Here is a 24,614-nt window from a genome sequence, read left to right as displayed (position 1 = left end):
AACAATGGCTATAACGTACTTAAAAAAATCACCAAAAACATCTTCAACGGACGATACTAAAACAACTGGAATTGTTCAGGATTTATTAAAAAATATCGAAACTACAAAAGAACAAGGTTGTATCGATCTTACAAAAAAATTTGATAAGTACGATGGAGAAATCATCGTTTCTAAAGAAAGAATTGAAGAAATTAAAAAAACATTAGATCAAAAAACAAAAGATGATGTTCAATTTTCATATGAAAGAGTTAGAAAATTTGCTGAAGCTCAATTAAAAAATTATGGTCAAGATTTTGAAGTAGAGCTTTCTGATGGACTTTTTGCTGGTCAAAAATTAATACCTGTAAATACTGCTGGATGTTATGTACCAGGAGGTCGTTATGCACACATTGCATCAGCTGTTATGAGTGTAACAACAGCAAAGGTTGCTGGTGTAAAAAACGTTATTGCCTGTAGCCCTCCAAAAGAAGGAGTGGGTGCTCATCCAACAATTATTTATACAGCAGATCTTTGTGGTGCTGATGTAATTTTAAATTTAGGTGGTGTTCCTGCAATTGCAGCAATGACTAATGGCTTATTTAATAACCCTCCTGCAGATATTATCGTTGGTCCAGGAAATCAATTTGTTGCTGAAGCTAAAAGAATTTTATTTGGAAAAGTGGGTATTGACTTGTTTGCTGGTCCTACTGAGATTGGAATTATTGCTGACGCTAAAGCTGACCCTGAGATAGTTGCTGTAGATTTAGTGGGTCAAGCTGAGCATGGTTATAATTCACCTTGTTGGTTATACACAACGAGTAAAGAGCTTGCAGAAAAAGTAATGAAAAGAGTTCCAGAATTAATTGCTGAACTACCAGAAGTTCCAAGAACAAACGCAGATGCAGCGTGGAGAGATTATGGTGAAGTTATCCTTTGTGATACTGATGAAGAAATGGCAACTATTAGTGATGAGTATGCTCCAGAACACTTAGAAGTTCAGACAGAAAATTTAGAGTGGTTTCACAAAAGACTTACAAACTATGGTTCTTTATTTATTGGAGAAGAAACAACTGTTGCTTATGGAGATAAATGTTCAGGAACTAATCATATACTTCCAACTAAAGGTGCGGGAAGATATACGGGTGGATTATTCGTTGGTAAGTTTGTTAAAACTTTAAGTTTTCAACGAATGACAAAAGAATCTACTGAATTAGTTGGTGCTGCAGCTGCAAGAATTTCTAGATATGAAGGAATGGAAGCACATGCAAGAACAGGCGACGTTAGGCTTAAAAAGTACGGTTATTCTAGTTAAATTATATAATTTCCATTAGCACTGTTAAAGCCAAAATAGACATAAAAAGAATAATCAAATAATTTATTCTTTTCCACACTGTTGCACTTTTAAGATATTTAGAAAAATAATTTGAAAGATATCCTATTATAAAAAAAAATAGGAATGAAGAAATGGCTGCCCCAGCACCAAAGTAATACTTATCCACTTGACTAAGGCTTTTAGAGAAGTTTCCAAGGAAAAACACAGTGTCTGAATAAACATGTGGATTAAGAAAAGTAAAACCTAAAGTTTTAACTACAATGTTAGATAAATTATTAGTTTTACTATCCACATCAAATGAAGTTTCTGAAACTTTAGTTTTAATTTTTCCCCAAATAAAATGTAATAAAAATATTAAAAGTAAAATATTAAAAACTAACTCAATAGTTGGAGTAAAAAAATGATTCAGATACTGAAATAAAAAAATTCCTAAAAAAATTAATAAAAAGTCTGAAATTGAACAAATTAAACATACAATAAAAATATATTGTTTTTTTAAGCCTTGTTCTATGACAAATATATTTTGAGCACCTATTGCAAGAATTAAACTTAACCCAGTTAAAAAACCTAATATTAAATAATCCATTAAGTTTTATTAAACTCTTTTTTTACCCTGAACAACCCTATCAAGTATTAATGCAACAAATAAAATAGCTATACCCGCAAGTATACCTTGTCCAACATTAGCATATTGCAATGCCTCAAGAACATCTTGACCTAAACCTTTTGCACCGATTAGAGATGCTACAACAACCATGGCTAAACTTAACATTACTGTTTGGTTCACACCTGCCAAAATTGAAGGTGTAGCTAGTGGCAGATCTACTTTTCTCAGCAAATACCATTTAGTTGCACCGTATGCGATAGCAGCTTCTCGAATTGTTTCTGGCACTCCACGTAACCCTAAAACTGTAAGTCTTACAACAGGTGTACCACCAAAAATCATTGTAATAATTACTGCTGCAACCTTTCCAGTTCCAAAAAACGCTATTACTGGAATCATAAATACAAAGGCTGGCATTGTTTGCATGAAATCCATTATCGGTCTAATTAATGAATAAAATCTTTGTCGTCTTGCACAGAAAATTCCAAGCGGAATTCCAATTGCTATACTTAAAACTGCAGCAGTTCCTAATAAGGCAAGTGTAGTCATTGCTTTAACCCAGAAACCTAAAAAACCCATGTAACATAAAAATCCTGTAGAATAAATTGCAGCCCTGGGTCCTGCAGATAACCCAGTTAAAGTTACAATTGCAGTTATAATTACAATCCAAGGAGTTTTAACAAACAATAATTCTAAGAAATCTAATACAGACCTAATACCAATTGTTATAGCTGTAAAAATTAAATCTCCTTTAACAACGGCATAATCAAAAACAATTTCTATCCATTTAATTGAAAATAATCTTATTTCAGGATGTGTTGGGAACGTATCCATTATCTTAAGTAAGCCCGGAAAACTGTAATGGATAACTGTAAAAATCATTATAACAGAGGTAAAAACACCACTTAAAATGTAATTTTTCATCTGCATCCCTGGATGAATAGACTTATCGGATAACCATTCAGAATATTTCTTTTCTAAAATTGAATTTGCCAAAACACCTTGAACAATTTTAACTCCTATCAATAAAATAAAACCAAAAATTACTATCCAAATTGCTGAAGCTTCTACTCTCATAATTTCATCTAAATAACCTTGCATAGCATTCTCTAAGGATTTTATGTTTCTTTCAAAGACATCAACTTTGTCTGGATTATTTTCTATCGCGGCTTCTAATTGTTTATTTCTAAAGGCTATAGTGCTTTTTACTTGTTCAACTTTAGCAATGGCCTCTGCCGTAATATTACCAAATAAACCTCTGATTATTTGTACTACTGAAAAAGTTTCAATAATTAAAAAAGCTAAAGTCCAATTCCAAATATTACGCATACCAAACCAAATTGGCCCAAATATGAATGCAAATAAATTAAATGAAAATGAGTAAGTAGGCTTGCTACCAATTTTTTTAAACTCTTTAATATAATAGTCTGGATTACTTTTTACAAAGTCAGTAATTAATTCATCTCTTGATGGGTTTCTGTTTGCTTTATTATCCATCACTGCCCTCTACAACAGCTTTTAATAAGTCTGCCTGTGTTATTATACCAATATTTTTATTTTCATTATTAATTACTAATATCGGCTCATCCTTAATAGAGGATTTTTCTATCAACTTATTTAGTAAATCATTTTCATGAACGCTTTCTAAATTTTTTGATATTAATCCAAATTCTTTTTCAAATTTCTCAACAGGCTGCATGATAGATTTTGCTTGAATAATTTTTAATCTAGATATTCCTTTTACAAAATCAGCAACATAATCATCTGCTGGTTTCATTACTATTTCTTCTGGTGTTCCTATTTGAATAACTTTTCCATCTCTCATGATAGCAATTCTATGACCTACTCTTACTGCTTCATCTAAGTCATGAGTTATAAATACTGTAGTCTTTTTCATTTGTTTTGAAAGTTTGATAAATTCTGCTTGAAGCTGTCTTCTTATTAATGGGTCTAGTGCACTAAAAGGTTCATCCATTAATAAAACATCAGGATCCGCTGCTAAAGCTCTAGCTAATCCTACTCTTTGTTGCATTCCACCTGAAAGTTCATGGGCAAATTTATTTCCCCAACCTTGAAGTTCCACAATATCTAAAATCTTATTAGCAGCATCCAATCTATCATTTTTACTAATACCTCTTATTTCAAGCGGCATTGCTATATTGTCTAAAACTGATCGGTGAGGCATTAGAGCAAAGTTTTGAAAAACCATGCCTATCTTTTTATTCCTTAAATCTTGTAAACTTTTTGGATCAAACTTCATTACATCTTCATTATCGATCAAAATTTGTCCTGAAGTAGGTTCTAGTAATCTATTAATATGTCTCACTAAAGTGGATTTACCACTTCCTGAAAGACCCATTACACAGAATATTTCTCCTTTTTTAACGTCAAAAGAGACATCTGATACACCAATTACTGAATTATATTTTTCTAAAGCTTCTTGTTTTGAAATACGATTATTTTGAATGGCATTTAATGCTTCCACAGAAGTGTTGCCAAAAATCTTCCAAACATTTTTTATTTCTATAGCTGAGTCCATCAAGTCCGTTCGAAAATTTAATAATTTTTTAAAGAAATATACCCGGCAACAAATTTGGTTGCCGGGTAAAATTTAGTTTAACTTAAAGGCCTAACCAACCATCAACTTTAGACTTATTGTTTTTCATCCATGTTCTAGCAACATCAGCTGGATCTTTTTTCTCAACTGAAATTTGAAAAGCCATTAATGAAACATCGTCTGCTGACAATTGAAAGTTCTTAAAGAAATCAACAATCGCTGGTGACTTTGCTTCTAAAGAAGTTCCCCAACCGATTTGGATTTGCTTAAGAGCATCTTTTGATGCAACATAAGATTTTTTGTACCAATCAGCATCTTCTTTAGGCTGAACCATTTTGTATTTTGCTTCATCGAACTTAGGTTCAGTTAACATAACTACATCAGCCATTCCCCAAATTGCATGTGGCTTGTAACAATAAAATGCATAACCTTCACCTTTTTTAATAGAGTCAAGTACTCTTGCATTTTTTACAGCTTCAGCAGCTCTGATTGCTTCAATGCCTGCATCGTATAAACCGTAATCTCTAAGTTTTACTTGGTTTACATTTGCAGAAGCCCATCCATCAGCACCTATCCAAAACTCACCTTTACCATTACCATCACTGTCCATTGCTTTCACAACTTCTGGTCTAGCTAAGTCTTCAATTGCTGTAATATTCATTTTTTTAGCAAATTGTTGAGACACACAATATCCTTGGTTTCCTTCATAAGGTTTTGAACTTAACTTAAGAGTTCCTTTAGGAACTAGATCGTTAGTATAAGCCTGTTGATTAGGTAACCAGATATCAGGGTGAACTTCTATTTCACCTTTGCTTCTATCAATTGCACCGTAGATTGCAGTGTTGTTTCCTGGAACTAGTTCTGCTTCTCCACCCATTTTGTCATTAACAACTGCTGCTAATAAATTTGCAATAGCCGTAGCACCTGTCCAACCTGGATCTCCTATTTTAACTTTCTCAGCAAATGTTGAAAAAGTAGCAAATAAAGAAATTAAACCAGCTACAAGTGTAGTTTTTATTATTTTCATTATATCCCTCTCGATTAATTTAAAAAACGAAGCATAACTTATAACTTTTGAACAAGTCAAAGAAAATTAGCTACTTATTATGATTGCTATGATTAAGTTTTAAGAGTGACTAATCCAAATAGTCTTAGTTTGAAGGTATTGATCTAGTGCTTCTGTACCTTGATCTCTACTCAATGATCCTGACTGTCTGTATCCACCAAAGGGTGTTTTTATATCACCTTCAGAAAAAGTATTAACTGAAACAGTTCCACAAGGTAAGCTTTTTGCCATATAAAAAGCTCTATCAATATCTTGAGTAAAAACACTTGCATGCAATCCATACTTTGAATTGCTTGCAATTTTTAATGCCTCTTCATCACTATTAATTGTAAGAACCCCTAAAACTGGTCCAAAAATTTCTTCTTGGGCAATTGTCATGTTTTCTTTTAAATCATCAAATAGAGTTGGTTTTGCAAAAAATCCTTTTTGATCACCGCTTGAAATTCCTCCAAATAATAATTTAGCTCCTTCATCAATTCCTTTTTGAATATATCCATCAACTGTTGCTAGATGTTTTTTAGAAATCATTGATCCCATATTACTTTCTGGATCAAGTGGATCTCCAGCTTTAAGAGCTTTAACTTTTTTTGAAACTTTATCTAAAAATTCATCTTTAACTTTACTGTGAATTATTTGTCTCATGTTTGCAGAGCAATTCTGTCCACCATTCCAAAAAGCTGAATTAATTGCATTATCAATTAAATCATCTGTAATCTTTGCATCTTCTAAAACTATAAACGGACTTTTTCCACCCATCTCTAATCCAATTGTTTTTAAATTACTTTCTCCAGAATATTTCATGAATAGTCCACCTACTTCTGTTGAGCCTGTAAATGAAACTGCATCAACATCATCATGTCTGCCAAGTGCTTCACCCACATCGCCAAAGCCAGGTACTATATTTAAAACTCCATCTGGAATACCTGCTTCTTTAGCAATTTGAGCAACTCTAATTGCAGTTAAAGGTGTGTCTTCTGCTGGCTTAATTATAACTGAACATCCAGCAGCTAATGCTGGTGCCATTTTCCAAACTGCCATCATTAAAGGGAAGTTCCAAGGAACAACTCCAGCAACAACACCTATTGGTTCTTTAACAATTAAACTAGTTAATGATGGTTCTGTTGGTCCAACTTTACCAAATACTTTATCTATTAATTCTCCGTACCATTGAAAATGCATTGGCGCATCATTTGCAACTTCATTAATACAGTCTCCAATTAATTTTCCAGTATCTACACATTCAAGAACAGAATTTTCTTCACCAGTTTGTCTTAGTAATTCTGCAAATTTCAGTAAAACATCTTTTCTAAATTCTGGGGATGTTCTAGACCAAACTCCACTATCAAAAGCTTTTCTTGAAACTTTAACTGCTAAATCAACATCTTTATGATTGCATTTTGCAACTGTACAAAGAAATTCACCCGTTGCAGGGTTTATATTTTCAAACTTTTCACCATCAATGGCATCGACATATTTACCATCAATAAAAGCTCTACCTTCAAATTTTAGATTTTTAGCAATAGTGTTGTAATCTACAGTCATTTTATAGATTAAAAGATATTCTAAAGATTGATTTTAGTAAAGAAGCTATTCTGGATTTGCAGTCAGTGTTTTAATCTCTAAAATATTTTCATTAGGGTCTTTAACAAAAAATGTCTCTTGCTCATACTTCGTACCTTTAAACCTTAAATAAGGCTCATCATAATATTTTGTATTGTTGTCTGTTAATCTCTTTTTTAGTGAATTAAAATTTTCTCTAGATAAATGTACACCGAAATGAGGAACGGAAACGTTACCCATATCAACATCATGTCTTTCACTTTCAAGTTTATGCTCACTTGCGTGAAGAGTTAATTCATTTCCCCAAAAATCTACATCTGCCCATTCTTGAGCCGAATTATCTAATCGGCACCCCAATATTTCACTGTAAAAATGTTTTGCTTTCTCTAAATCGCCACAAGGTATTGCTAAATGAAAACAGTTGGTATTTTTGTACATGGATTTTCCTCTTTAAATTGCTTATTTAAAGCTTATATAGAGCAATATAAAATTATAATCAACACTAGCAAAAAAATGAACGACTTTTTACAATCTATAATTGACAGAGACCCTGCGGCAAAATCTAAACTAAGTTTAATTTTAACTTACCCTGGTGTTAAAGCTGTTTTTTTTCATAGAATTGCTAATTTTTTTCAACTTGCTAAATTTCATTTAGTTGCAAGAATAATCTCTCAGCTATCTAGGTTTTTTACTGGAATAGAAATTCACCCAGGCGCTAAGATTGGAAAAAATTTATTTATTGACCATGGTATGGGTGTTGTAATAGGTGAGACTTCTGAAATTGGAAATAGTGTAACCATTTATCATATGGCAACATTAGGTGGGATCGCACCAAGTATTAATTCAAACGAACAGAGACAAGTTAAGAGACACCCCACATTAGGTGATTGTGTTGTAGTTGGTTCTGGTGCACAAATATTAGGCCCTGTAATAATTGGTGCTAATGCTAAAATTGGAGCTAATGCAGTAGTTACAAAAGATGTTCCCGAAAATGCAGTAATGGTTGGAATACCTGCTAAAAATGTTGGTACAGCAACTGAAGAATTTAAACCTTATGCGGTAGAAGAGGTAGATAAAAATACTTCAAGTTAATGAAAAATATTCAAGACAACTTTATTTCTGGAATTGGCAATACTCCTTTAATCAAACTTAGAGCTGCATCAGAGATTACTGGTTGTAATATTTATGGTAAAGCAGAATTTATGAACCCTGGTGGTTCTGTTAAAGATCGTGCAGCACTTACATTGATTAGAGATGCTGAAGAAAAAAAATTAATCTCTAAAGGTGGAACAATTGTTGAAGGTACTGCTGGTAATACTGGTATTGGCTTATGTCTACTTGGTAATTCACTTGGTTATAAAACAATCATAGTAATGAATGATAACCAAACCCAAGAAAAAAAAGATCTTCTTAGAAATATTGGTGCTGATTTAAGACTAGTTCCAGCTAAACCTTATAAAGATGATGCTAATTTTGTAAAAGTTGCAGCAAAACTTGCTGATGAATTAAGACCTTCAAATAATAATGGAGTTGTTTGGGCTAATCAGTTTGACAATGTTGCAAATGCTAAAGGTCATTATGAAGGAACAGGACAAGAAATTTGGAATCAAACTGAAGGTAAAGTTGATGGTTTTGTATGTTCATCTGGAACAGGTGGAACGATTTCAGGTGTAAGTAACGCTCTTAAAGAAAAGAATAAAGATATAAAAATATTTCTATCTGATCCAAAAGGCTCTGCTCTTTACAATTATATAAAAAATGGAGAATTAAAATCTGAAGGTGGTTCAATTACTGAAGGAATTGGCTCAAGTAGAGTAACAAAGAATTTTGAAAATGCTAAAATTGATGATGCTTATTCAATTGATGACCATGAAGCACTACCAATACTTTATGATCTAATTCAAAATGAAGGTTTAAGCCTTGGTACTAGTTGTGGAATTAATATTGCTGGTGCAATTAGATTAGGTAAAGAGCTTGGTCCTGGAAAAACTATTGTAACAATTCTTTGTGATAAAAGTGAAAAGTACGCTACTAAAATGTTTAACAAATCTTTTCTTGAAGAAAAAGGATTACCTTTTCCTAATTGGATTGATTAAATTTAAATAAAATTATGACTGGTCAAAGACGTTGGTTAAAAATTTGGGCAAGGACTGTTGGAATGCCAATAGGTATTAATGACAAAGATAAACCTGAATTTTTGCCTATAAAACAAACTGATGTTAAAAAAGCATTAGCTTTTAGAACATTTTGGATAGCGCTTCATGTATTAACTTGCCTATTAATTATTGCTGGTAACGGCCGTGTAATGGGTTGGTGGTAATATCTAAATAATTATATATCTCTAACAATATTTCATTTAAGATAATTAGATGAATCTAACTGGCGGCTACATATTTCTAGTGTTAGCAATAATACTTGGAATTTCATCCAATGGTTTCTTAAAAGCTACAGAAGGCTTTACAAATATTTATCCTACTCTTTTTTGCATTATTACAATTGTTGCATGTATCTTTTGTTTATCTAAAGCAATGACCATTATACCCGTTGGCTTTACTTACGCTACTTACGGGGGGCTCACTATTACAGCTGTAACAATCTTTGGTGTTGTAAAATACAATCAAACACCAAACCTTTATGCTGTTCTTGGAATATCTTTAATTATTATTGGTGTTATATTATTAAATACAATGGGAAAAACTAATTAATGAATATGACAACTTCCTACTTATTTCTAGCTTTAGCAGTAGTACTAGGTGTTGCTTCAAATAGTTTTGCAAAAAGTGCTGAAGGTTTTACTCTACTTGTTCCAAGTATTATTACGGCAATTACTATAGTTTTATGCATGTATGCCTTATCAATGGTGATGAAAAATATTCCAATGGGAATTACTTACGCATCATTTGCGGGTCTTGCGATTATCTCAACTGTAGGTGTTGGCATAATCAAATATAATCAAGTTCCAAATCTTTATTCGATAGTTGGTTTATGTTTTATTATTGTGGGTGTACTAATGGTAAATCTTTTAGGTAATAATTAATAAAATTATTTAAATAAAACTAGTTAGAAGAGTTTCTAAAATTATCGAAATCCTACAGTTTTGCTAGGTTGCATTCAATAAATATATTTAACATAAAGTGAAATAAATATTTTGAATACAATATTCAAAAATGTTACTCTATAATTATCAATAAAGGAGGATGATTATGAATTTATCACCACCTGACACATAACTGGTGTGATTAAATAATCAAAGACTAGATAAGACCAATAAAATATAAATCTATTATTATAGATTTTAGCGTATACCGCTCACTTACAGGGGAACTCTTTTGGAGTTTACCGAAAGGGTGACCCCCTTAAAAAAGCGGTCAAAAAATATCCGGCAACACATGATTGCCCTCATCATTTAAAATAATATCAAATTCATCAACTACATTAGAAATATCTAGTGGCGAATATAAATGTGGAAACATAGTTCCATCTGATGCTTGTTCCCAAACTAAATGATCTAACTTTAAAGTATCAACCTTTAATAAAATTAAATCTTTTTGATTTTGGTAAAATTTTTTAAGCGTTCCAGCAACTTGATCATCACCTGAAAAATGAATGTAACCATCTTCTAAATCTTTTTTAGAACCTGTTAATTTACCTTTAGTCTTAACCTCTTGCCATTCAGATTTAGTACATATTTTATAAACAAATTTGAAATTCATATAAAATTTATATTATTCAGTTGAGATTATGACAATAAGAAACTTCCCCTTGCGGGGAAGCTAATATTAACTATCTAATAGAGAGAGAAGATAATGTTAATTTTTGAATTTTATAAGGGATCTTATAGACCACACATTTAGATAATCAAATCTTATTTATTCAATTGGGGTATGCAAAAACTGACTAAATATAAATTGTAAATTTAATGAACAGTTTACCAGGATGAGTTTGGCTGATTTAAAAACTCTATTTCCTCAGGAGAAGATTTTCTACCTAAGACCATGTTTCGATGAGGGTATCTGTGAAATTTTTTAATTGCTAATGTGTGATCTTTCCAAAATTTTTTAATATTAATTAAATCTGGGTGATCTTTTAAATATTTATCGAGTAAATAGTAGCCCATATCATGGTCTGTGATCTCTTCACTATGAATAAGAGGTAATAACATAAACAATCTTTGAGTTTGATCCAATTCTTCTAAAAATCCTGCATAAACACAATCATTAACTATTAACCTTGCTTTATGATCTTGGCTAAAAGCTTTTGGATCATCTCTAAACATGTTTCTTGAAAATTGATCAAATAAAATAACTAGAGCTAAACTACCTAATGGAGTGTCTTGCCAATCATCATATTCATTTGTACTTGCTAATTCAAAATCTTTAAGAAATTTTTTTTTAATAGATGCATCTAGTTCTGTATCCTTTGTAAATCTTTTTTCAAAAGATGTGTCTTTAAACCAAAAATCAATTATCTCTTGAGCTTTACTGGATATTACAGGCATTTATTTAGAAACTGGTTTTAAAAGTTTAAGCATTTTATTATGAATAGATTGATTGACTGAAACTAAAATACTTCCAGCATTAACTGCATCTCTGTTATCCCAAGTTGAAACAATGCCACCAGCAGATTTTATGATTGGCATTAAAGGATGAATGTCCCATATTTTGTTTGTACATTGAAAAACAACATCAATTTTACCCTCACACAAATGAGAATAACTCAATGCATCAGTGCAAGGAAATTGCATTAATTTTAGAATTTTAGGAATTTTTAATTGCTGTTTAAAAGAAAGATGTCCATGAAAAGCACCTGCAACTTTTATTTTATCAAAAGTTATATTTCTAGAAACAGAAATTTTTCTTTTTTTACCTTTTTCAAAAACAAAAGAGCTTTTATTATCAATGTTTAAATAATATTTATTTAAAATTGGAAAATTTGCTAATCCTACAACAGGATTACCTTTGAAATTAAGAGATACTAAATTACTCCATGTCGGGTTACCTATTACATACGATCTTGTTCCATCAATGGGATCAATAACCCAAGTGTAATCACTTGAAGTTTTTTTATGACCAAATTCTTCGCCTATCACTTGATGACTTGGAAATTTATCTTTAATTTTTTCTCTAATAAATTTCTCAAAGGCTTTGTCTGATGTAGTAACGGGGTCATAGCCTTTTCCATGAATTTTATTTGAAACTTTAAATGTTTTGTTTAGCTTTGAAAAATAAAACTTAGTTAAATCATTTGCCAAATTACTTAAGAAATTTGAATAAATTTTATATTCTTTTGTATTTAATAAGTTCATTTTAAAAAAATTTACTACTTAATTTCTGCTGATTAAAGCTTAATTTTATTAATTTGATCTTCTGCAGATTTTATTGATTTTTCATAATCTATAGCCATTTGGTCAGCCGCAATAATATCTATTCTTTTTATTCCAAAAAAATTTAAAACATGCGTTAACCAAGGTGTGAGAAAGTCATCATTACTATTAATTTTTGTTCCACCAGAAGTAATTACAAGATAAACTTGTTTATCCTCAAGTAATCCTACTCTACTACCATCTTCATTATATTTGAAAGTTTCCTTAACTCTTGCAGCTAAATCGGCCCAAGCTTTTAAGGTAGCTGGAGGTCCAAAATTATAAATAGGTACTGAAATAATTATGATATCACTCTCTTTTAACTCTAAGACTAATTTATCTGACAATTCAAACATTTTCTTATGTTGCTCAGTCTGTTCTCCTTTGGGAATTTTCATTCCTGACTCAGTTAAATTAGATATAAAAATCATCTCATCATTAAGATCTCGATAAACAACCTCATCTTCAGGTTTTTTTATTTTATCTAGTAATTTTTTAGCTAAAGCTCTTGAAGTAGAGCCTTCTCTTCTAGCACTGGTATCAATTTGATATATTTTCATTAATTAATTACTTTAAATAGTTTCTAACCGAAATTTTGTAAAAATGGTAAATAATTTAAAATATAATAACCAAGAACCTGCAATTGATTTGTTAAAATTAAAATTCCTGTAATTAAAAGTATTATACCACCACCTTTAGTGACTAAATTAATATTTCTTTTGAAGTTTTTTGAAAGTAGTAAAAACCTTTGCATCAAATAACCTGATAAAATAAAAGGTATCGCCAATCCAAGTGAGTAAAAACTTAATAGTAAAATTGCTTTGTAAATAGTTTCTTCTGTAGAGGCTAAAGCAAGTATCGACCCTAAAATAGGCCCAATACACGGAGTCCATCCAAAGCCAAATGCCATTCCTATAATGAAAATAAAGAAAATATTATTCGATTTTTTTGTGTAAAATTTCTTTTCAACATTAAGAAAATTAATATTTAAAACACCAATTAATTGAAGAGAGAATACAATTATTATAACTCCTGCAATTGATCTGAAAATTTGAGAATTTTGTAAAAGAACTTGTCCTAAAAAGGAAGCTGTTGCACCAAAGATAATGAATACAAAAGAAAAACCTAATGAAAAAACTATCAATGGTAATAGATCAATTTTCTTTTTTTCTAAAATTTCATTCAATGTACTGCCAGTAATAAAAGAAACATAACCAGGTATTAGTGGCAAAACACATGGAGATAAAAAGCTAATTAACCCTGCTCCAAATGCAATAAATAATTCTAACATAAAATATTATTCTGCTATCACTTTTATGTTTTGTTTTCCAAGATTATCAATTGATAGTTCCATAGTGTCACCATCTTTTAAAAAAATAGGAGGATTCATGCCAAGACCAACTCCTGGAGGGGTGCCAGTAGTAACTATATCACCAGGCATTAATGTTATAAAACTTGTGATATGAGCTACCAAAAAGTTAAAATTAAAAATCATTTGATTGGTGTTACCTGTTTGATGTCTATTACCATTAACATCTAGTGTTAAGTTCAAATTATTAATATCTTTGATTTCATCTTTGGTCACCAAATAAGGTCCTAAAGGTCCAAATGTATCACCAGATTTACCTTTAACCCATTGACCCCCTTTTTCTTTTTGCCATTCACGCTCACTGATATCGTTGCAGATGCAGTATCCAAAAATGTAATCTTGCGCGTCTTTTTCTAAAACTCTTTTTGCTTTTTTCCCTATAACAAAAGCAATCTCAACTTCATGATCTAATTTTTTTGAAGCCTTGGGTATAATTACATTATCACTTGGTCCAACTATAGAATGAACTGACTTATTAAATAGAACTGGGTTCTCGGGTGTTTTTGCCCCAGTCTCTTTTGCATGCTCAACATAATTTAAACCGATTGCAAAAAAATTTCCTGGTTTAGAAATACAAGGCCCTATTCTTTCATTTTGATTTATCTCTTCCAAACTCTTCAAGTCCGTCTCTTTAATTTTATCTAGGGTTTCAAAATTAATACTTTCAGGATTTAAATCTTTAATAACTGAAGATAAATTTCTATATTTTCCTTCATTGTCTAATGCTACGGGAATTTCTTGTCCTACTTTTCCAATTCTTAAAAATTTCATTTTTTATTTATCTTTTCAATTGCATTATATAAAGAGCTATGATCAGTATTACCATGTCCATCTGCTACTAGATCTTGATACATTTCTTTAATTAAACTAGAAATAGGCAAATGAGTATCAACAGCTTTTCCAGCATTAATGATATTAGTCATATCTTTTAATTGCGTTGTAGTTTTTCCTTTTGGTGAGAAATCTTTACTAATCATTCTTTTTCCATGAGTTTGTAATATTTTACTATCAGCCCATCCTCCTGATAAGGCTTCAATCATTTTACTTGGATTAGTTCCAGATTTTTTGCATAAAGTAACTGCTTCTGCTACAGCTCCAATAGTAACACCTACAATTATTTGATTTGCTAGTTTTGAAATTTGACCAGATGTCACTGGGCCTACTAGTGTTGGGTTGCCTAATATTTTAAGAAGATCATAACATTCTTTAAATGTTTTTTTATCACCACCAACCATGATAGCTAAAGAAGCCTCTTCTGCTCCAATTGTTCCTCCAGATACAGGTGCATCTAGATAATTAATATTCTTTTCTTTTAAAATCTCAGCATATTTTTTTGTAATAACGGGATTGACAGAACTCATATCAATTACTGTGGCACTTTCTTTAATGTTGGATATAAATTCATCACTACCCATTACTTTCTCTACCGCAGCATCATCTGTAAGCATTGCAATAACTATATCAGAATTTGTAACAACACTTTTGATAGATGTGGATATTTCTGCTCCAAATTCTTTTAGTCTATCTGCTTTATCTTGAGATCTATTATAGGCTTTTAAATTATAACCAGATTTAAGAAGGTTTTTTGCCATGGGAAAACCCATGAGTCCAATTCCAATAAACGCAATACTTTTCATTTTATTGATTATATAACTTATATTCTCTGTTTGGTATCTTTATCAAAAATAGAAATATTATTTAAATCAATAAATAATGTCATTTCTTTATCAATCTCAACATCTATTGAAGATGCAAATTTACCCAATAGTTCCTGCCCCAAATAGCTAAAAGTAATTATTTGTTCATGACCAATATATTCATGTAATTCAGTTTTAACTTTAATTTCAGCAAAATTTTCATCTTTTGCCACTCTAGCAGCATGAGTTTTTTTTAAAAAAATATGTTCTGGCCTTATACCGAATAAAACTGCAGAATTATTTTGTAATTCTTTATTGTGATTAAAATTTATAGTCTCATTTTCACTAGCATTATCAGGTAAGAATGAAATCAATTTATTATTTGATGTCAAAGAACCTTTAATAAAATTCATTGATGGAGAGCCTACAAAGTCAGCAACAAACACACTACTAGGTTTATTATAAATATTTTTTGGAGTATCAAATTGTTCAATTTTACCATTATTCATTATTGCAATTTTTGTTCCCAAGCTCATAGCTTCAGTTTGATCATGCGTAACATAAACCATAGTCGTTTTTAAATTCTTATGTAGTTTCTTAATTTCTCTGCGCATCTCGATCCTAAGTTTTGCATCCAGATTTGAAAGTGGCTCATCAAACAAAAAGATTTTAGGCTCTCTAACTAATGCTCTGCCCATGGCTACTCTTTGCCTTTGTCCTCCAGAAAGTTGCGCTGGTTTTCTATCTAACAATTCAGTAATCTTAAGCAATTCTGCTATTTTGTTTAATGATTGATTAATTTTTTCTTTGGAAATTTTTCTTTGTTTTAAACCAAATGTAATATTATCTTTGACGCTCATTGCTGGGTAAAGAGCATAAGACTGAAACACAAAAGCTATATCTCGCTCACTAGGCTCCATTTTGTTTACTATTTGGTTGTCTATTAATATTTCTCCCACACTAGATTCTTCAAGACCAGCAATAGTATTTAACAACGTAGATTTCCCACAACCAGATGGGCCCAATAATACGAGAAAGTCACCTTCTTCAACGTTTAAATTTATTCCCTTTAATACTTCTGTTTGTTTAAATCTTTTTTCTAAATTATTAATCTTTAACGTTGCCATGTTATCCTTTCACTGACCCTGCTGTTAGTCCTTTAATAAAGTAATTACCTGCTAAGACATATATTATTAAAGTTGGTAATGCAGCCATAATTGCTGCTGCCATATCAACATTATAATATTTTACAGAGGCCGATGTTAATACCATATTATTTAACGCTACTTGAAGCGGTGCATTTTCACCAAAGGAAAAAGTCACACCAAATAAAAAATCATTCCAAATTTGTGTAAATTGAAAAATAATTGTCACTACTAAGATTGGTAATGATACAGGTAACAATATTTTAAAAAAAATTTTAAAGAAACCTGCTCCATCAACTTTAGCAGCTCTAATAATTTCATCTGATATTGAAACATAATAATTTCTAAAAAACAAAGTCGTAAACCCTAAGCCATACACAGTGTGAACAAGTATTAAACCAAATGGTGAATTTGATATTCCAAGAAAACCCAAGGTTCTAGCCATGGGAAGAAGTATTGCTTGATAAGGAATAAAAGTGCCAAAAAGAAATAGTAAAAATATTAAATTTGCACCTTTAAATTTCCATTTTGTTAAAGCATATCCATTTAGAGCTCCTAGAAATGTTGAAATTATTAGAGCGGGTATAGCTATTTTAAGTGAATTAAAAAAATATGGTTTTAAAAAAACATCACTAGTTCCTTCACCTCTACCAGCCCATGCAATTTTCCAAGATTCAAAATTAATACTGTTTGGCAAACTAAATAAGTTACCTTCTCTTATTTCGTTCATTGTCTTTAATGAAGTAACAATCATTACATACAAAGGGGTGATATAATAAAAGACAAATACTCCTAAAACTAAAAAAAGAAAAATACGAGATACTTTTTTTTTATTTAGCATCTTGCTCCCTTCTTAATTCTGAATAAAGATACGGTACAATTATTGCTGAAACTGTAGCAAACATCATAATTGCACTAGCAGATGCAAGTCCAACCTCACTTCTTCCAAAAGCCATTTTTGTCATAAATACTGCTGGCATATCTGAAGAAATTCCTGGGCCACCAGCAGTTAAGGCAATTACCAGGTCATAACTTTTAATTGATAAATGAACTAAAATTACAATTGCACTCATAAACACTGGTCGCATCATGGGTAAAACAATTTTTATATAAATTGAAAAAGTGCTAGCACCATCAACTTTTGCGGCTTTTATAACTTCGTCATCTATAGATCTTAAGCCTGCTAAAAAAATAGCCATTATAAATCCTGATGATTGCCAAACTCCTGCAATTACAATTGTGTAAATAGAAATTCCTGGGGTAACCAACCAATCAAATTGAAAGTTTTCAAATCCAATTTGGTGTGCAAATTTTTCAATCCCCATTGTAGGGTTTAAAATCCATTTCCATGCAGTGCCCGTTACAATAAAAGATAATGCCATTGGATAAAGATAAATAGTTTTTATAACTCCTTCTGATCTAATTTTTTGATCTAAAAAAATTGAAAGAATGACACCAATAAAAATACATAAAATAATAAACAAACTTGTAAAAATAAATAAATTTTCAACAGCTATATGCCAACGTGGCATTTGCCATAACCGAACATATTGGTGAATTCCCCAAAATTCATAATTAGGTAATAGTTTTGATTTAGTAAGTGATATATAGAAAGTCCACCCAATAAAACCATATACAAACCAAAGTATAACTGCAAAAGATGGTGCAACTACAATTTTAGGTAAATTCTTTTTTAACCAATACATTATAAATAAATAATCTGTGCCACTAACTTAGTGACACAGATTTTAATTGTTTTAACTTTAAAATTACAAAGACGCTTTAACAGCTGCTGCTAGTTTCATTGCAGCATCTTTTGAAGACATGTTTGAGTTAAAGTGTTCAGTTACAACATCAGTTATTGCACCAGACTGAGCTCCTTTTAGAGCCATTCCATGAGCATAACTAGGCATTAAACCACCAGCTTTACTAGCTGCATTCAAGTCTGAATTTGATTTTTTTGCACAATCATCAAAGTCAGCCATTGAAACATCTAATCTTGCAGGTATTGAGCCTTTATACATGTTAAAAACTTTTTGAAAGTTTTTACCCATGATCAAACTTGCTAGTAACTTTTGACCTTCTAATTTATCAGCTCCTTTAACATTGTAGAATACAAAAGAATCTACATTATAAAGGTATCCATTATTAGATGGTGTTGGTGAACAAAGATAATCTTTCCCAGGTGTTAAACCTTTTGCAGAAAATTCTCCTTTTGCCCAGTCACCCATAATTTGAAAAGCAGCTTTGCCATCCATAACCATACCAGTTGCAACGTTCCAATCTCTTCCAGGTGAACCTGCATCAGTGTATCCTTTAAGTTTTCTCATTTGGTCAAATATCTTAACCATAGTTGAACCGCTTAAAGCTTTTGGGTCTAAATCTATAAAAGCTTTTTTATAGAAATCATTTCCACCTATTCCTAAAGCAACAGCCTCAAAAACAGTAGCATCTTGCCAAGGTTGACCACCATGAGCAAATGGAATTATACCTGCAGCCTGTAGTTTGTCTGCTGCAGCATTAAATTGCTTCCATGTAGTAGGCATTTTAATTCCATTAGAATCTAAAACACTTTTATTAGCCCAAAACCAATCAATTCTGTGAATGTTAACTGGAGCAGCACAATATTGTGTAAAATTATTACACTTCATGTGTTGTGCAACTTGTTTGCTTACTAAATTGTCCCAACCCTCAGCTTTTGCAACGGAGTCGATGTTGTAAGGTTTGATAACACCTTGATCATCATATTCTTGAATTGCAGGTCCTTTAACTTGTGCAGCCGCAGGTGAGTCACCAGCAACAATACGAGCTTTTAAAGTTTGCATAGCAGCATCTCCACCACCACCTGCAACAGGCATATCAGTCCAAACACCACCTTTTGCAGCAAAGTCAGCTTTTAAAACACTCAATGCTTTTGCTTCTCCACCAGATGTCCACCAGTGAAGCACTTCGGCTTTAGGTCCAGCAAATGAAATATTTGGAACTAAAGAAATTGCAAATAATGCAATTAATACTTTTTTCATTTTCATATTTTTCCTTTTGGTTAATTTAAGTAAATTAAATATTTGATAAGAATTTGTACAAATAAAACCTTTAAATAGTAAGTGCTAATTGAACACACAACTTACAATTGTTTTAACACTTTTTAATAATTGATATTGATTTAATTGTTAATATTTAATTATAAAAAAATAGAAAATCACTTTTCACGAGAATTAACTAATAATTGCTTTTTCTACCCAATCTAGCAGCTCCTCTAACACCACTAGCATCACCATATTTGGGTTTAAGAAAAACTCCTTCGTATTCTCTTCCAATAACATATTTTTTTACTAGATTTTGAACCTCAGGAAAAAAATCAATTGAGTTAGAGACACCTCCACCAAAAACAAATGCATCAGGATCCATTATATTTATAATAGTTGCTAATGACATTGCTAAATTAATTTTAAATTGATCAATAAATTTTTCAGCATCTATATCATGTCTAGAGTTAAGTTGAAAAATGTCTTTAGTTTTTAAATTTGTTTTATATTTTTTATTATATCTTTTTGCTAAACCTATTCCTGAAATAAAACTTTCTATCTCAGACTCTCTAAGATTCGACGTTTCAAGGTTTTCTTTTTTAGCGGCCATATATGGTAGTTGATTATGACCCCATTCTCCTGCAATACCATTTGGTCCAGATACAATTTGTTTATCTATAACAAGTCCTCCTCCAGCACCTGATCCTAGAATAATGCCATAAACAATTTTATAATTTTTTCCTGAACCATCAATTGCTTCTGATAATGCAAAACAATTACCATCGTTTTCACAAAAAACCTCTCTTCCTAAAGCCTCATGTAAATCTTTTTGAAATGGTTTTTTTTCAATCCATATACAATTTGGTGCATTTTTAACAAGACCACTTTGTGGTGAATGAACACCTGGATGACAAACACCCACTTGAAGAGTTTGTGATATTTTTTTTTCTAATTCTAAAGAGGTGTTTTTTATTAATTTGATAATTTCGTTATAATCTTTTGGGCAGTCTCTTCTTTCTCTAAAGTGTTCAGTGCCTTCTTTATCTAAAACTACACTTTCAATCTTCGTTGCACCAACATCAAACCCTATCTGCATTTCACTTAGCCTTTAATGCCCATGTGAGTATATTTAACATTTAGATAATCTTTGATAGCCATTGATCCACCTTCTCTTCCATATCCACTCTGTTTTATCCCACCAAATGGTGCCTCAGCAACCGCAACAACTCCTGTATTAACTGCTACAGATCCAGTTTCTAATTTTTCTGATGCCAGATTAGCTGTTTCCATTGAATTAGTACAAACATAACTACATAAACCAAGGTCATTATCGTTAGCTCTTTCAATGACTTCATCAAAAGATTTAAATGACAACATTGGAACTAATGGTCCAAATGGTTCTTGTTTCATAATAGTAAAATCATCTTTTACATCATCAAAAACTGTTGGCTCATAATAAAAACCTTTATTAAAGCCTGCTGGTCTTTTTCCACCTAATAAAACTTTAGCACCTTCCTGTTTAGTTTTTTCAACTAATTCCTCAACTTCATTTAATCTTTTTTGAGTTGTTAATGGACCTAATTGAGTGTCTGGATCCATTCCACTTCCAATTTTTAACTTTTTAGTTCTCTCAATAAATAAATTAATAAATTCCTCTTTTTTATTTTCATGAATATAAAATCTATTAGGAGAAATACAAACTTGTCCATTATTTCTAAATTTTGCAGCAATAGCCATATCAGCTGCTTTTTTAACATCAGCATCATCAAAAACTATAAAAGGAGAATGGCCACTTAACTCCATTGTTACTCTTTGAACTTTATCAGCAGCTTGTTTTAAAATTAATTTTCCAACTCTTAAAGATCCAGTAATTGAAATTTTTTTAACTATATCTGATTGAATTAATTGAGAGGCTATGCTTGGTGGATCGCCTGATAAAAGATTAACTGCTCCTGGTGGAACCCCACATTCTCTACAGATATCAACCAACTCCATTACTACACCAGGTGTAATTGTATCAGGTTTAATAATTACCGAACATCCTGCAGCAAGTGCAGTAGATATTTTTCTAGCTGCTAAAATAAGTGGAAAATTCCAAGGCGATAATGCTGCTACAACTCCAACTGGTTGATAATAAACATGAACTCTTGTGTCTTCAAATCTACTTTCAATAGTTTGTCCAAAAATTCTTTTTGTCTCTTCAGCATTCCATTCAAAAATGTCTGCTGCTCCGTTTGTTTCACCAACACCTTCTGCTAAAGGTTTTCCATTTTCTAAAGTCATCCATTTAGCTAATAAATCTTTTTTCTCTCGAAGTTTATCTGCTATACGTCTAAGAATATAAGATCTGTCCCAGGGTGTTGTTTTTTTCCAGATTTGTAATCCTTTTTCAGCAGACTTTAATGCTTTATCAACATCAACAGATGTTGCTTTAGAAGCATGACCTAAAATTTCTTCTGTTGCTGGATTGATAACCTCATAAGTTCCCTTGTCTGCTGAAGGAGACCAGTTACCATCAATAAATTGTCCAAATTTTTCGTACATAATTTATAAATTTTTACTACTTTTATCCTAAAGACCAAAGTTTTGGAAACATTATACCTTCTAATTTGTCACCATTTTTATAGCCATTAGCTTCCATAATAGACCTTTCCTCTCTTGCCCATTCTCCCCTATAAATAATCTGCGAATTTTCTTTTGCCATTCTTAATGTGTAACGATGTATATCTCTATTTGGTATAACAGTATCTAATCCTCCATGTAATGTTCTAATATCGAAATAAATACAATCCCCAATATCTAGATCCCACTGCAAAAACTCATAATCATTTTTATTTTTTAATATATCGGGAGTTAATTCATATTTTTTTCCATTAACAATCCCTGGTTCACCATCAACTTCATGGCCGTCATTAAACCGTGTTCTTAGGAATAATTTATCCCACAAATGAGAACCTTTAACCCAAGCTATACCATCCTCTTTTTTTATTGGTTCAAGTGGTATCCACAAAACACACATAGATCCTTCAAAATCAAAATATGATATATCGTGATGAAAAGGGGGTAATGATTTTGACCCTGCTTCTCTAAAAAACCAATTATCCATTACTAAATTAATTTTTTTTGCTTCCAAAAGTTCTGCCGCAATTTTTGCAGTAGGAGATTTAAACACGAAATCTCTAAATTCTTCATGTAAATCCCAAGTCCAAAAATCCTCATAATATCCAGGTTGATTTTGATCTTTAGTATGATTTACAAATCGTGGACTAGGGTTTTCTTTGGCTTTATTAATCCCTGTTTTTAACCTGTCAATCCATGCGTTATCAAATTTACCCTTGATTAAGACAGCTCCGTCTTTTTTAAATAGATCCAGTTCCGATTTGGTAATAATTTTGCTCATATATTATTATTATAATATAATATAATAAATATAAGATGAAATTACTAAGTGATACTTTTGGAAGAAAATTTCCCTACATAAGACTATCGATCACAGACGTCTGTAATTATAAGTGCTCCTACTGTTTGCCACAAGGTTACAAAAAAACACCTGGAGACATGAGAAGTTTTATGTCTGCAGAAGAAATTTCAAGATTGACAAAAGCATTATCTGAATTAGGTGTTTGTAAAATTAGATTAACTGGTGGAGAGCCAACAGTTAGAAAAGACTTTTTTGATATCTTAAAAGATATGAAGCAAAATTCCAATATACCCAAAGTAACAATGACAACTAATGGTTATCGTTTAGACAAAATTGCAGAACAATTATTTGAAGCTGGTTTAGATGGAATAAATATTAGTATTGACAGTTTAAATAGAGAAACTTTTAAAAAACTAACAGGACATGACAGGCTTAATGAAATTTTAGAAGGCATAAAGATTTTACAAAAACTAGATTTTAAAAATATAAAAATTAATGCCGTTTTACTCAAAGGTATTAATGATACCTATGAAGAATTTGAAAAATTTGGAAACTTTATAAAAAAAAACAAAATTGACTTTAGGTTTATAGAATTGATGCAAACTGGTGATAATTTAGATTATTTCAAGAAAAACCATGTTTCTTCAAAAATATTCAAAGACTATTTAGAAAAAAATAACTGGATATCTCAAACATTTGGTAAAGATGCTGGTCCTTCATTAAACTTTATACATCCTGAATATGAGGGTAAATTTGGATTAATTGCTCCTTATACTAAAGATTTTTGCCAAACTTGTAATAGATTAAGAGTTACCTCTAGAGGTGATTTAAGATTATGTTTGTTTGGTAATACCGGAATTAGCATCAGGCATTTATTGCAAGATGATGGTCAAAAAGATGAACTTGTAGATCTTATCATAAAACAATTGCATCTTAAAAAAGAGTCACATTATTTAGAACTTGGAGATACTGGAATTACTCCAAATTTATCAAGCACTGGAGGATAAATGACAAGCTTAAAGGCAATAAATGAAGAAAAATTAAAAGACTGGGCTAAAGAAATTTTTAAAAAAAATTCTTTTAATATGATTGATGTTTCATCAAAAAAAGAAACTTTTAGAAGAGCGTTAGCTTCTGGGAGAATTTATGTAGGAAAAGAAGTTTTTAATCTAATTAGAAATAAAGAAATGCCTAAAGGTGATCCGATCACTTTAGCTGAAGTTTCAGCAATTTTAGGTGTTAAAAAAACTAGTGAATTAATTCCTTTATGTCACCCACTTCCAATAGATCATACTGCAACAAAAATTATCATGCATGAAGGTGATAGCTCTTTAGAGGTTTTTTGTGTTGTGTCAGCTGTTGCAAAAACTGGTGTTGAAATGGAAGCTATTATGGGAGTTAATGCTGCATTAATTACAATCTATGATCTTAGTAAAATTGTAAACCCACATCTTAGAATTGATAATGTGAAATTATTAATTAAAGAAGGTGGAAAAAGTGGTCTATGGATCAATCCTGACGGACTACCAGAGTTTTTAAAAGATATTTTTTAAAC

28 protein-coding genes are annotated in these 24,614 nt (G+C 31.3%); 8 read left to right on the top strand and 20 right to left on the bottom strand.

Going from position 1 to position 24,614, the window contains the following annotated elements:
• Positions 1-4: 4 nt before the first annotated feature.
• Complete coding sequence (gene hisD, locus AC5SLT_RS01925) at positions 5-1,291, top strand: histidinol dehydrogenase (protein WP_011281955.1); 1,287 nt, start codon at positions 5-7, stop codon at positions 1,289-1,291.
• A 1-nt stretch (position 1,292) separates the two neighbouring features.
• On the opposite strand, the gene AC5SLT_RS01920 is transcribed toward hisD, so the two are convergent.
• From AC5SLT_RS01920 to AC5SLT_RS01895, 6 genes are all read right to left on the bottom strand, one after another.
• Positions 1,293-1,898: a LysE/ArgO family amino acid transporter gene (locus tag AC5SLT_RS01920; protein WP_494592280.1), complete on the bottom strand. Its 606-nt coding sequence runs from the start codon at positions 1,896-1,898 to the stop codon at positions 1,293-1,295.
• Positions 1,899-1,907: 9 nt separating this feature from the next.
• The gene (locus tag AC5SLT_RS01915) at positions 1,908-3,413 is read right to left on the bottom strand and encodes an ABC transporter permease (protein WP_494592278.1); all 1,506 of its coding nucleotides are present in this window, start codon (positions 3,411-3,413) and stop codon (positions 1,908-1,910) included.
• Entirely contained in the window at positions 3,406-4,455 is a 1,050-nt protein-coding gene (locus AC5SLT_RS01910) for a quaternary amine ABC transporter ATP-binding protein (RefSeq protein WP_006997121.1), read from the bottom strand. The genes AC5SLT_RS01915 and AC5SLT_RS01910 overlap by 8 nt, the downstream gene beginning before the upstream one ends.
• A gap of 82 nt (positions 4,456-4,537) precedes the next feature.
• Positions 4,538-5,500 (bottom strand): ABC transporter substrate-binding protein, encoded by a 963-nt coding sequence (locus AC5SLT_RS01905; protein WP_271616889.1) that lies wholly within the window; start codon positions 5,498-5,500, stop codon positions 4,538-4,540.
• A 99-nt stretch (positions 5,501-5,599) separates the two neighbouring features.
• Positions 5,600-7,081, bottom strand: coding sequence for an aldehyde dehydrogenase (locus AC5SLT_RS01900; RefSeq protein WP_494592275.1), 1,482 nt, complete (start codon positions 7,079-7,081; stop codon positions 5,600-5,602).
• 45 nt (positions 7,082-7,126) lie between these two features.
• Entirely contained in the window at positions 7,127-7,537 is a 411-nt protein-coding gene (locus AC5SLT_RS01895) for a VOC family protein (RefSeq protein WP_494577153.1), read from the bottom strand.
• A 75-nt stretch (positions 7,538-7,612) separates the two neighbouring features.
• On the opposite strand from AC5SLT_RS01895, the gene epsC reads away from it, so the two are divergent.
• Genes epsC through AC5SLT_RS01870 form a run of 5 tightly spaced genes read left to right on the top strand, consistent with a single transcriptional unit; the run spans position 7,613 to position 10,136 of the window.
• Complete coding sequence (gene epsC, locus AC5SLT_RS01890; RefSeq protein ID WP_494592567.1) at positions 7,613-8,191, top strand: serine O-acetyltransferase EpsC; 579 nt, start codon at positions 7,613-7,615, stop codon at positions 8,189-8,191.
• Positions 8,191-9,195, top strand: a complete 1,005-nt coding sequence (locus AC5SLT_RS01885; protein WP_494592273.1) for a cysteine synthase A — start codon at positions 8,191-8,193, stop codon at positions 9,193-9,195. The genes epsC and AC5SLT_RS01885 overlap by 1 nt, the downstream gene beginning before the upstream one ends.
• Positions 9,196-9,209: 14 nt before the next feature.
• Positions 9,210-9,419, top strand: a complete 210-nt coding sequence (locus AC5SLT_RS01880) for a hypothetical protein (RefSeq protein WP_006997128.1) — start codon at positions 9,210-9,212, stop codon at positions 9,417-9,419.
• A gap of 49 nt (positions 9,420-9,468) precedes the next feature.
• A complete protein-coding gene (locus AC5SLT_RS01875) occupies positions 9,469-9,804 on the top strand; it encodes a DMT family transporter (protein WP_494592271.1) in 336 nt (111 codons plus the stop codon).
• Complete coding sequence (locus tag AC5SLT_RS01870) at positions 9,804-10,136, top strand: DMT family transporter (RefSeq protein WP_006997130.1); 333 nt, start codon at positions 9,804-9,806, stop codon at positions 10,134-10,136. Before AC5SLT_RS01875 ends, AC5SLT_RS01870 begins: the two co-directional genes overlap by 1 nt.
• Positions 10,137-10,467: 331 nt before the next feature.
• Here the strand turns inward: AC5SLT_RS01870 and AC5SLT_RS01865 are convergent, their stop codons facing one another.
• The 14 genes from AC5SLT_RS01865 to AC5SLT_RS01800 all read right to left on the bottom strand — a co-directional run bounded on the left by AC5SLT_RS01865 (position 10,468) and on the right by AC5SLT_RS01800 (position 23,038).
• Positions 10,468-10,812 carry a DUF952 domain-containing protein gene (locus tag AC5SLT_RS01865; protein ID WP_494592269.1) on the bottom strand — a complete coding sequence of 115 codons (345 nt, stop codon included), beginning with the start codon at positions 10,810-10,812 and terminating at the stop codon, positions 10,468-10,470.
• 215 nt (positions 10,813-11,027) lie between these two features.
• Positions 11,028-11,597 carry a DUF924 family protein gene (locus tag AC5SLT_RS01860; RefSeq protein WP_494592267.1) on the bottom strand — a complete coding sequence of 190 codons (570 nt, stop codon included), beginning with the start codon at positions 11,595-11,597 and terminating at the stop codon, positions 11,028-11,030.
• Entirely contained in the window at positions 11,598-12,404 is an 807-nt protein-coding gene (locus tag AC5SLT_RS01855; RefSeq protein WP_494592265.1) for an inositol monophosphatase family protein, read from the bottom strand.
• 32 nt (positions 12,405-12,436) lie between these two features.
• Positions 12,437-13,021: an FMN-dependent NADH-azoreductase gene (locus tag AC5SLT_RS01850; RefSeq protein WP_494592263.1), complete on the bottom strand. Its 585-nt coding sequence runs from the start codon at positions 13,019-13,021 to the stop codon at positions 12,437-12,439.
• Positions 13,022-13,044: 23 nt separating this feature from the next.
• A complete protein-coding gene (locus tag AC5SLT_RS01845) occupies positions 13,045-13,752 on the bottom strand; it encodes a cytochrome c biogenesis CcdA family protein (RefSeq protein ID WP_494592261.1) in 708 nt (235 codons plus the stop codon).
• 6 nt (positions 13,753-13,758) lie between these two features.
• Entirely contained in the window at positions 13,759-14,601 is an 843-nt protein-coding gene (locus tag AC5SLT_RS01840; RefSeq protein WP_494592259.1) for a fumarylacetoacetate hydrolase family protein, read from the bottom strand.
• Complete coding sequence (locus tag AC5SLT_RS01835; RefSeq protein ID WP_494592257.1) at positions 14,598-15,467, bottom strand: NAD(P)-dependent oxidoreductase; 870 nt, start codon at positions 15,465-15,467, stop codon at positions 14,598-14,600. Before AC5SLT_RS01835 ends, AC5SLT_RS01840 begins: the two co-directional genes overlap by 4 nt.
• A gap of 17 nt (positions 15,468-15,484) precedes the next feature.
• Entirely contained in the window at positions 15,485-16,594 is a 1,110-nt protein-coding gene (locus tag AC5SLT_RS01830) for an ABC transporter ATP-binding protein (protein WP_494592255.1), read from the bottom strand.
• A gap of 1 nt (position 16,595) precedes the next feature.
• Positions 16,596-17,453, bottom strand: coding sequence for a carbohydrate ABC transporter permease (locus AC5SLT_RS01825; protein ID WP_018413992.1), 858 nt, complete (start codon positions 17,451-17,453; stop codon positions 16,596-16,598).
• Positions 17,443-18,318 (bottom strand): carbohydrate ABC transporter permease, encoded by an 876-nt coding sequence (locus AC5SLT_RS01820; RefSeq protein ID WP_494592253.1) that lies wholly within the window; start codon positions 18,316-18,318, stop codon positions 17,443-17,445. Before AC5SLT_RS01820 ends, AC5SLT_RS01825 begins: the two co-directional genes overlap by 11 nt.
• Before the next feature lie 63 nt (positions 18,319-18,381).
• Positions 18,382-19,641, bottom strand: a complete 1,260-nt coding sequence (locus AC5SLT_RS01815; protein ID WP_271622978.1) for an ABC transporter substrate-binding protein — start codon at positions 19,639-19,641, stop codon at positions 18,382-18,384.
• A gap of 190 nt (positions 19,642-19,831) precedes the next feature.
• Positions 19,832-20,734 (bottom strand): ROK family protein, encoded by a 903-nt coding sequence (locus tag AC5SLT_RS01810; RefSeq protein WP_494592251.1) that lies wholly within the window; start codon positions 20,732-20,734, stop codon positions 19,832-19,834.
• Between the two features lie 5 nt (positions 20,735-20,739).
• Positions 20,740-22,182, bottom strand: coding sequence for an NAD-dependent succinate-semialdehyde dehydrogenase (locus AC5SLT_RS01805; RefSeq protein ID WP_494592249.1), 1,443 nt, complete (start codon positions 22,180-22,182; stop codon positions 20,740-20,742).
• Between the two features lie 22 nt (positions 22,183-22,204).
• Positions 22,205-23,038, bottom strand: coding sequence for a phytanoyl-CoA dioxygenase family protein (locus AC5SLT_RS01800; RefSeq protein ID WP_020169258.1), 834 nt, complete (start codon positions 23,036-23,038; stop codon positions 22,205-22,207).
• A 35-nt stretch (positions 23,039-23,073) separates the two neighbouring features.
• Here AC5SLT_RS01800 and moaA point away from each other — a divergent pair, with 35 nt between their 5' ends.
• The gene (gene moaA / locus AC5SLT_RS01795; RefSeq protein ID WP_494592248.1) at positions 23,074-24,066 is read left to right on the top strand and encodes a GTP 3',8-cyclase MoaA; all 993 of its coding nucleotides are present in this window, start codon (positions 23,074-23,076) and stop codon (positions 24,064-24,066) included.
• Positions 24,067-24,612, top strand: coding sequence for a cyclic pyranopterin monophosphate synthase MoaC (moaC, locus tag AC5SLT_RS01790; protein ID WP_494592247.1), 546 nt, complete (start codon positions 24,067-24,069; stop codon positions 24,610-24,612).
• Positions 24,613-24,614: the final 2 nt, after the last annotated feature.

Source organism: Candidatus Pelagibacter sp. PS_11 (genome assembly GCF_059417975.1).
Note: the sequence above shows the minus strand (reverse complement) of the source record. Positions and strands in the feature narration are given on the sequence as shown.

Coding starts and splice junctions, on each gene's coding strand:
- AC5SLT_RS01910 (WP_006997121.1), bottom strand. CDS start 4,455: ATGGACTCAGCTATAGAAATAAAAAATGTTTGGAAGATTTTTGGCAAC.
- AC5SLT_RS01920 (WP_494592280.1), bottom strand. CDS start 1,898: ATGGATTATTTAATATTAGGTTTTTTAACTGGGTTAAGTTTAATTCTT.
- AC5SLT_RS01835 (WP_494592257.1), bottom strand. CDS start 15,467: ATGAAAAGTATTGCGTTTATTGGAATTGGACTCATGGGTTTTCCCATG.
- AC5SLT_RS01900 (WP_494592275.1), bottom strand. CDS start 7,081: ATGACTGTAGATTACAACACTATTGCTAAAAATCTAAAATTTGAAGGT.
- AC5SLT_RS01850 (WP_494592263.1), bottom strand. CDS start 13,021: ATGAAAATATATCAAATTGATACCAGTGCTAGAAGAGAAGGCTCTACT.
- AC5SLT_RS01825 (WP_018413992.1), bottom strand. CDS start 17,453: ATGCTAAATAAAAAAAAAGTATCTCGTATTTTTCTTTTTTTAGTTTTA.
- epsC (WP_494592567.1), top strand. CDS start 7,613: ATGAACGACTTTTTACAATCTATAATTGACAGAGACCCTGCGGCAAAA.
- AC5SLT_RS01865 (WP_494592269.1), bottom strand. CDS start 10,812: ATGAATTTCAAATTTGTTTATAAAATATGTACTAAATCTGAATGGCAA.
- AC5SLT_RS01915 (WP_494592278.1), bottom strand. CDS start 3,413: ATGGATAATAAAGCAAACAGAAACCCATCAAGAGATGAATTAATTACT.
- AC5SLT_RS01830 (WP_494592255.1), bottom strand. CDS start 16,594: ATGGCAACGTTAAAGATTAATAATTTAGAAAAAAGATTTAAACAAACA.
- moaC (WP_494592247.1), top strand. CDS start 24,067: ATGACAAGCTTAAAGGCAATAAATGAAGAAAAATTAAAAGACTGGGCT.
- AC5SLT_RS01895 (WP_494577153.1), bottom strand. CDS start 7,537: ATGTACAAAAATACCAACTGTTTTCATTTAGCAATACCTTGTGGCGAT.
- AC5SLT_RS01860 (WP_494592267.1), bottom strand. CDS start 11,597: ATGCCTGTAATATCCAGTAAAGCTCAAGAGATAATTGATTTTTGGTTT.
- AC5SLT_RS01880 (WP_006997128.1), top strand. CDS start 9,210: ATGACTGGTCAAAGACGTTGGTTAAAAATTTGGGCAAGGACTGTTGGA.
- AC5SLT_RS01870 (WP_006997130.1), top strand. CDS start 9,804: ATGAATATGACAACTTCCTACTTATTTCTAGCTTTAGCAGTAGTACTA.
- AC5SLT_RS01885 (WP_494592273.1), top strand. CDS start 8,191: ATGAAAAATATTCAAGACAACTTTATTTCTGGAATTGGCAATACTCCT.
- AC5SLT_RS01875 (WP_494592271.1), top strand. CDS start 9,469: ATGAATCTAACTGGCGGCTACATATTTCTAGTGTTAGCAATAATACTT.
- hisD (WP_011281955.1), top strand. CDS start 5: ATGGCTATAACGTACTTAAAAAAATCACCAAAAACATCTTCAACGGAC.
- AC5SLT_RS01905 (WP_271616889.1), bottom strand. CDS start 5,500: ATGAAAATAATAAAAACTACACTTGTAGCTGGTTTAATTTCTTTATTT.
- AC5SLT_RS01840 (WP_494592259.1), bottom strand. CDS start 14,601: ATGAAATTTTTAAGAATTGGAAAAGTAGGACAAGAAATTCCCGTAGCA.
- AC5SLT_RS01800 (WP_020169258.1), bottom strand. CDS start 23,038: ATGAGCAAAATTATTACCAAATCGGAACTGGATCTATTTAAAAAAGAC.
- AC5SLT_RS01815 (WP_271622978.1), bottom strand. CDS start 19,641: ATGAAAATGAAAAAAGTATTAATTGCATTATTTGCAATTTCTTTAGTT.
- AC5SLT_RS01855 (WP_494592265.1), bottom strand. CDS start 12,404: ATGAACTTATTAAATACAAAAGAATATAAAATTTATTCAAATTTCTTA.
- moaA (WP_494592248.1), top strand. CDS start 23,074: ATGAAATTACTAAGTGATACTTTTGGAAGAAAATTTCCCTACATAAGA.
- AC5SLT_RS01845 (WP_494592261.1), bottom strand. CDS start 13,752: ATGTTAGAATTATTTATTGCATTTGGAGCAGGGTTAATTAGCTTTTTA.
- AC5SLT_RS01805 (WP_494592249.1), bottom strand. CDS start 22,182: ATGTACGAAAAATTTGGACAATTTATTGATGGTAACTGGTCTCCTTCA.
- AC5SLT_RS01810 (WP_494592251.1), bottom strand. CDS start 20,734: ATGCAGATAGGGTTTGATGTTGGTGCAACGAAGATTGAAAGTGTAGTT.
- AC5SLT_RS01820 (WP_494592253.1), bottom strand. CDS start 18,318: ATGTATTGGTTAAAAAAGAATTTACCTAAAATTGTAGTTGCACCATCT.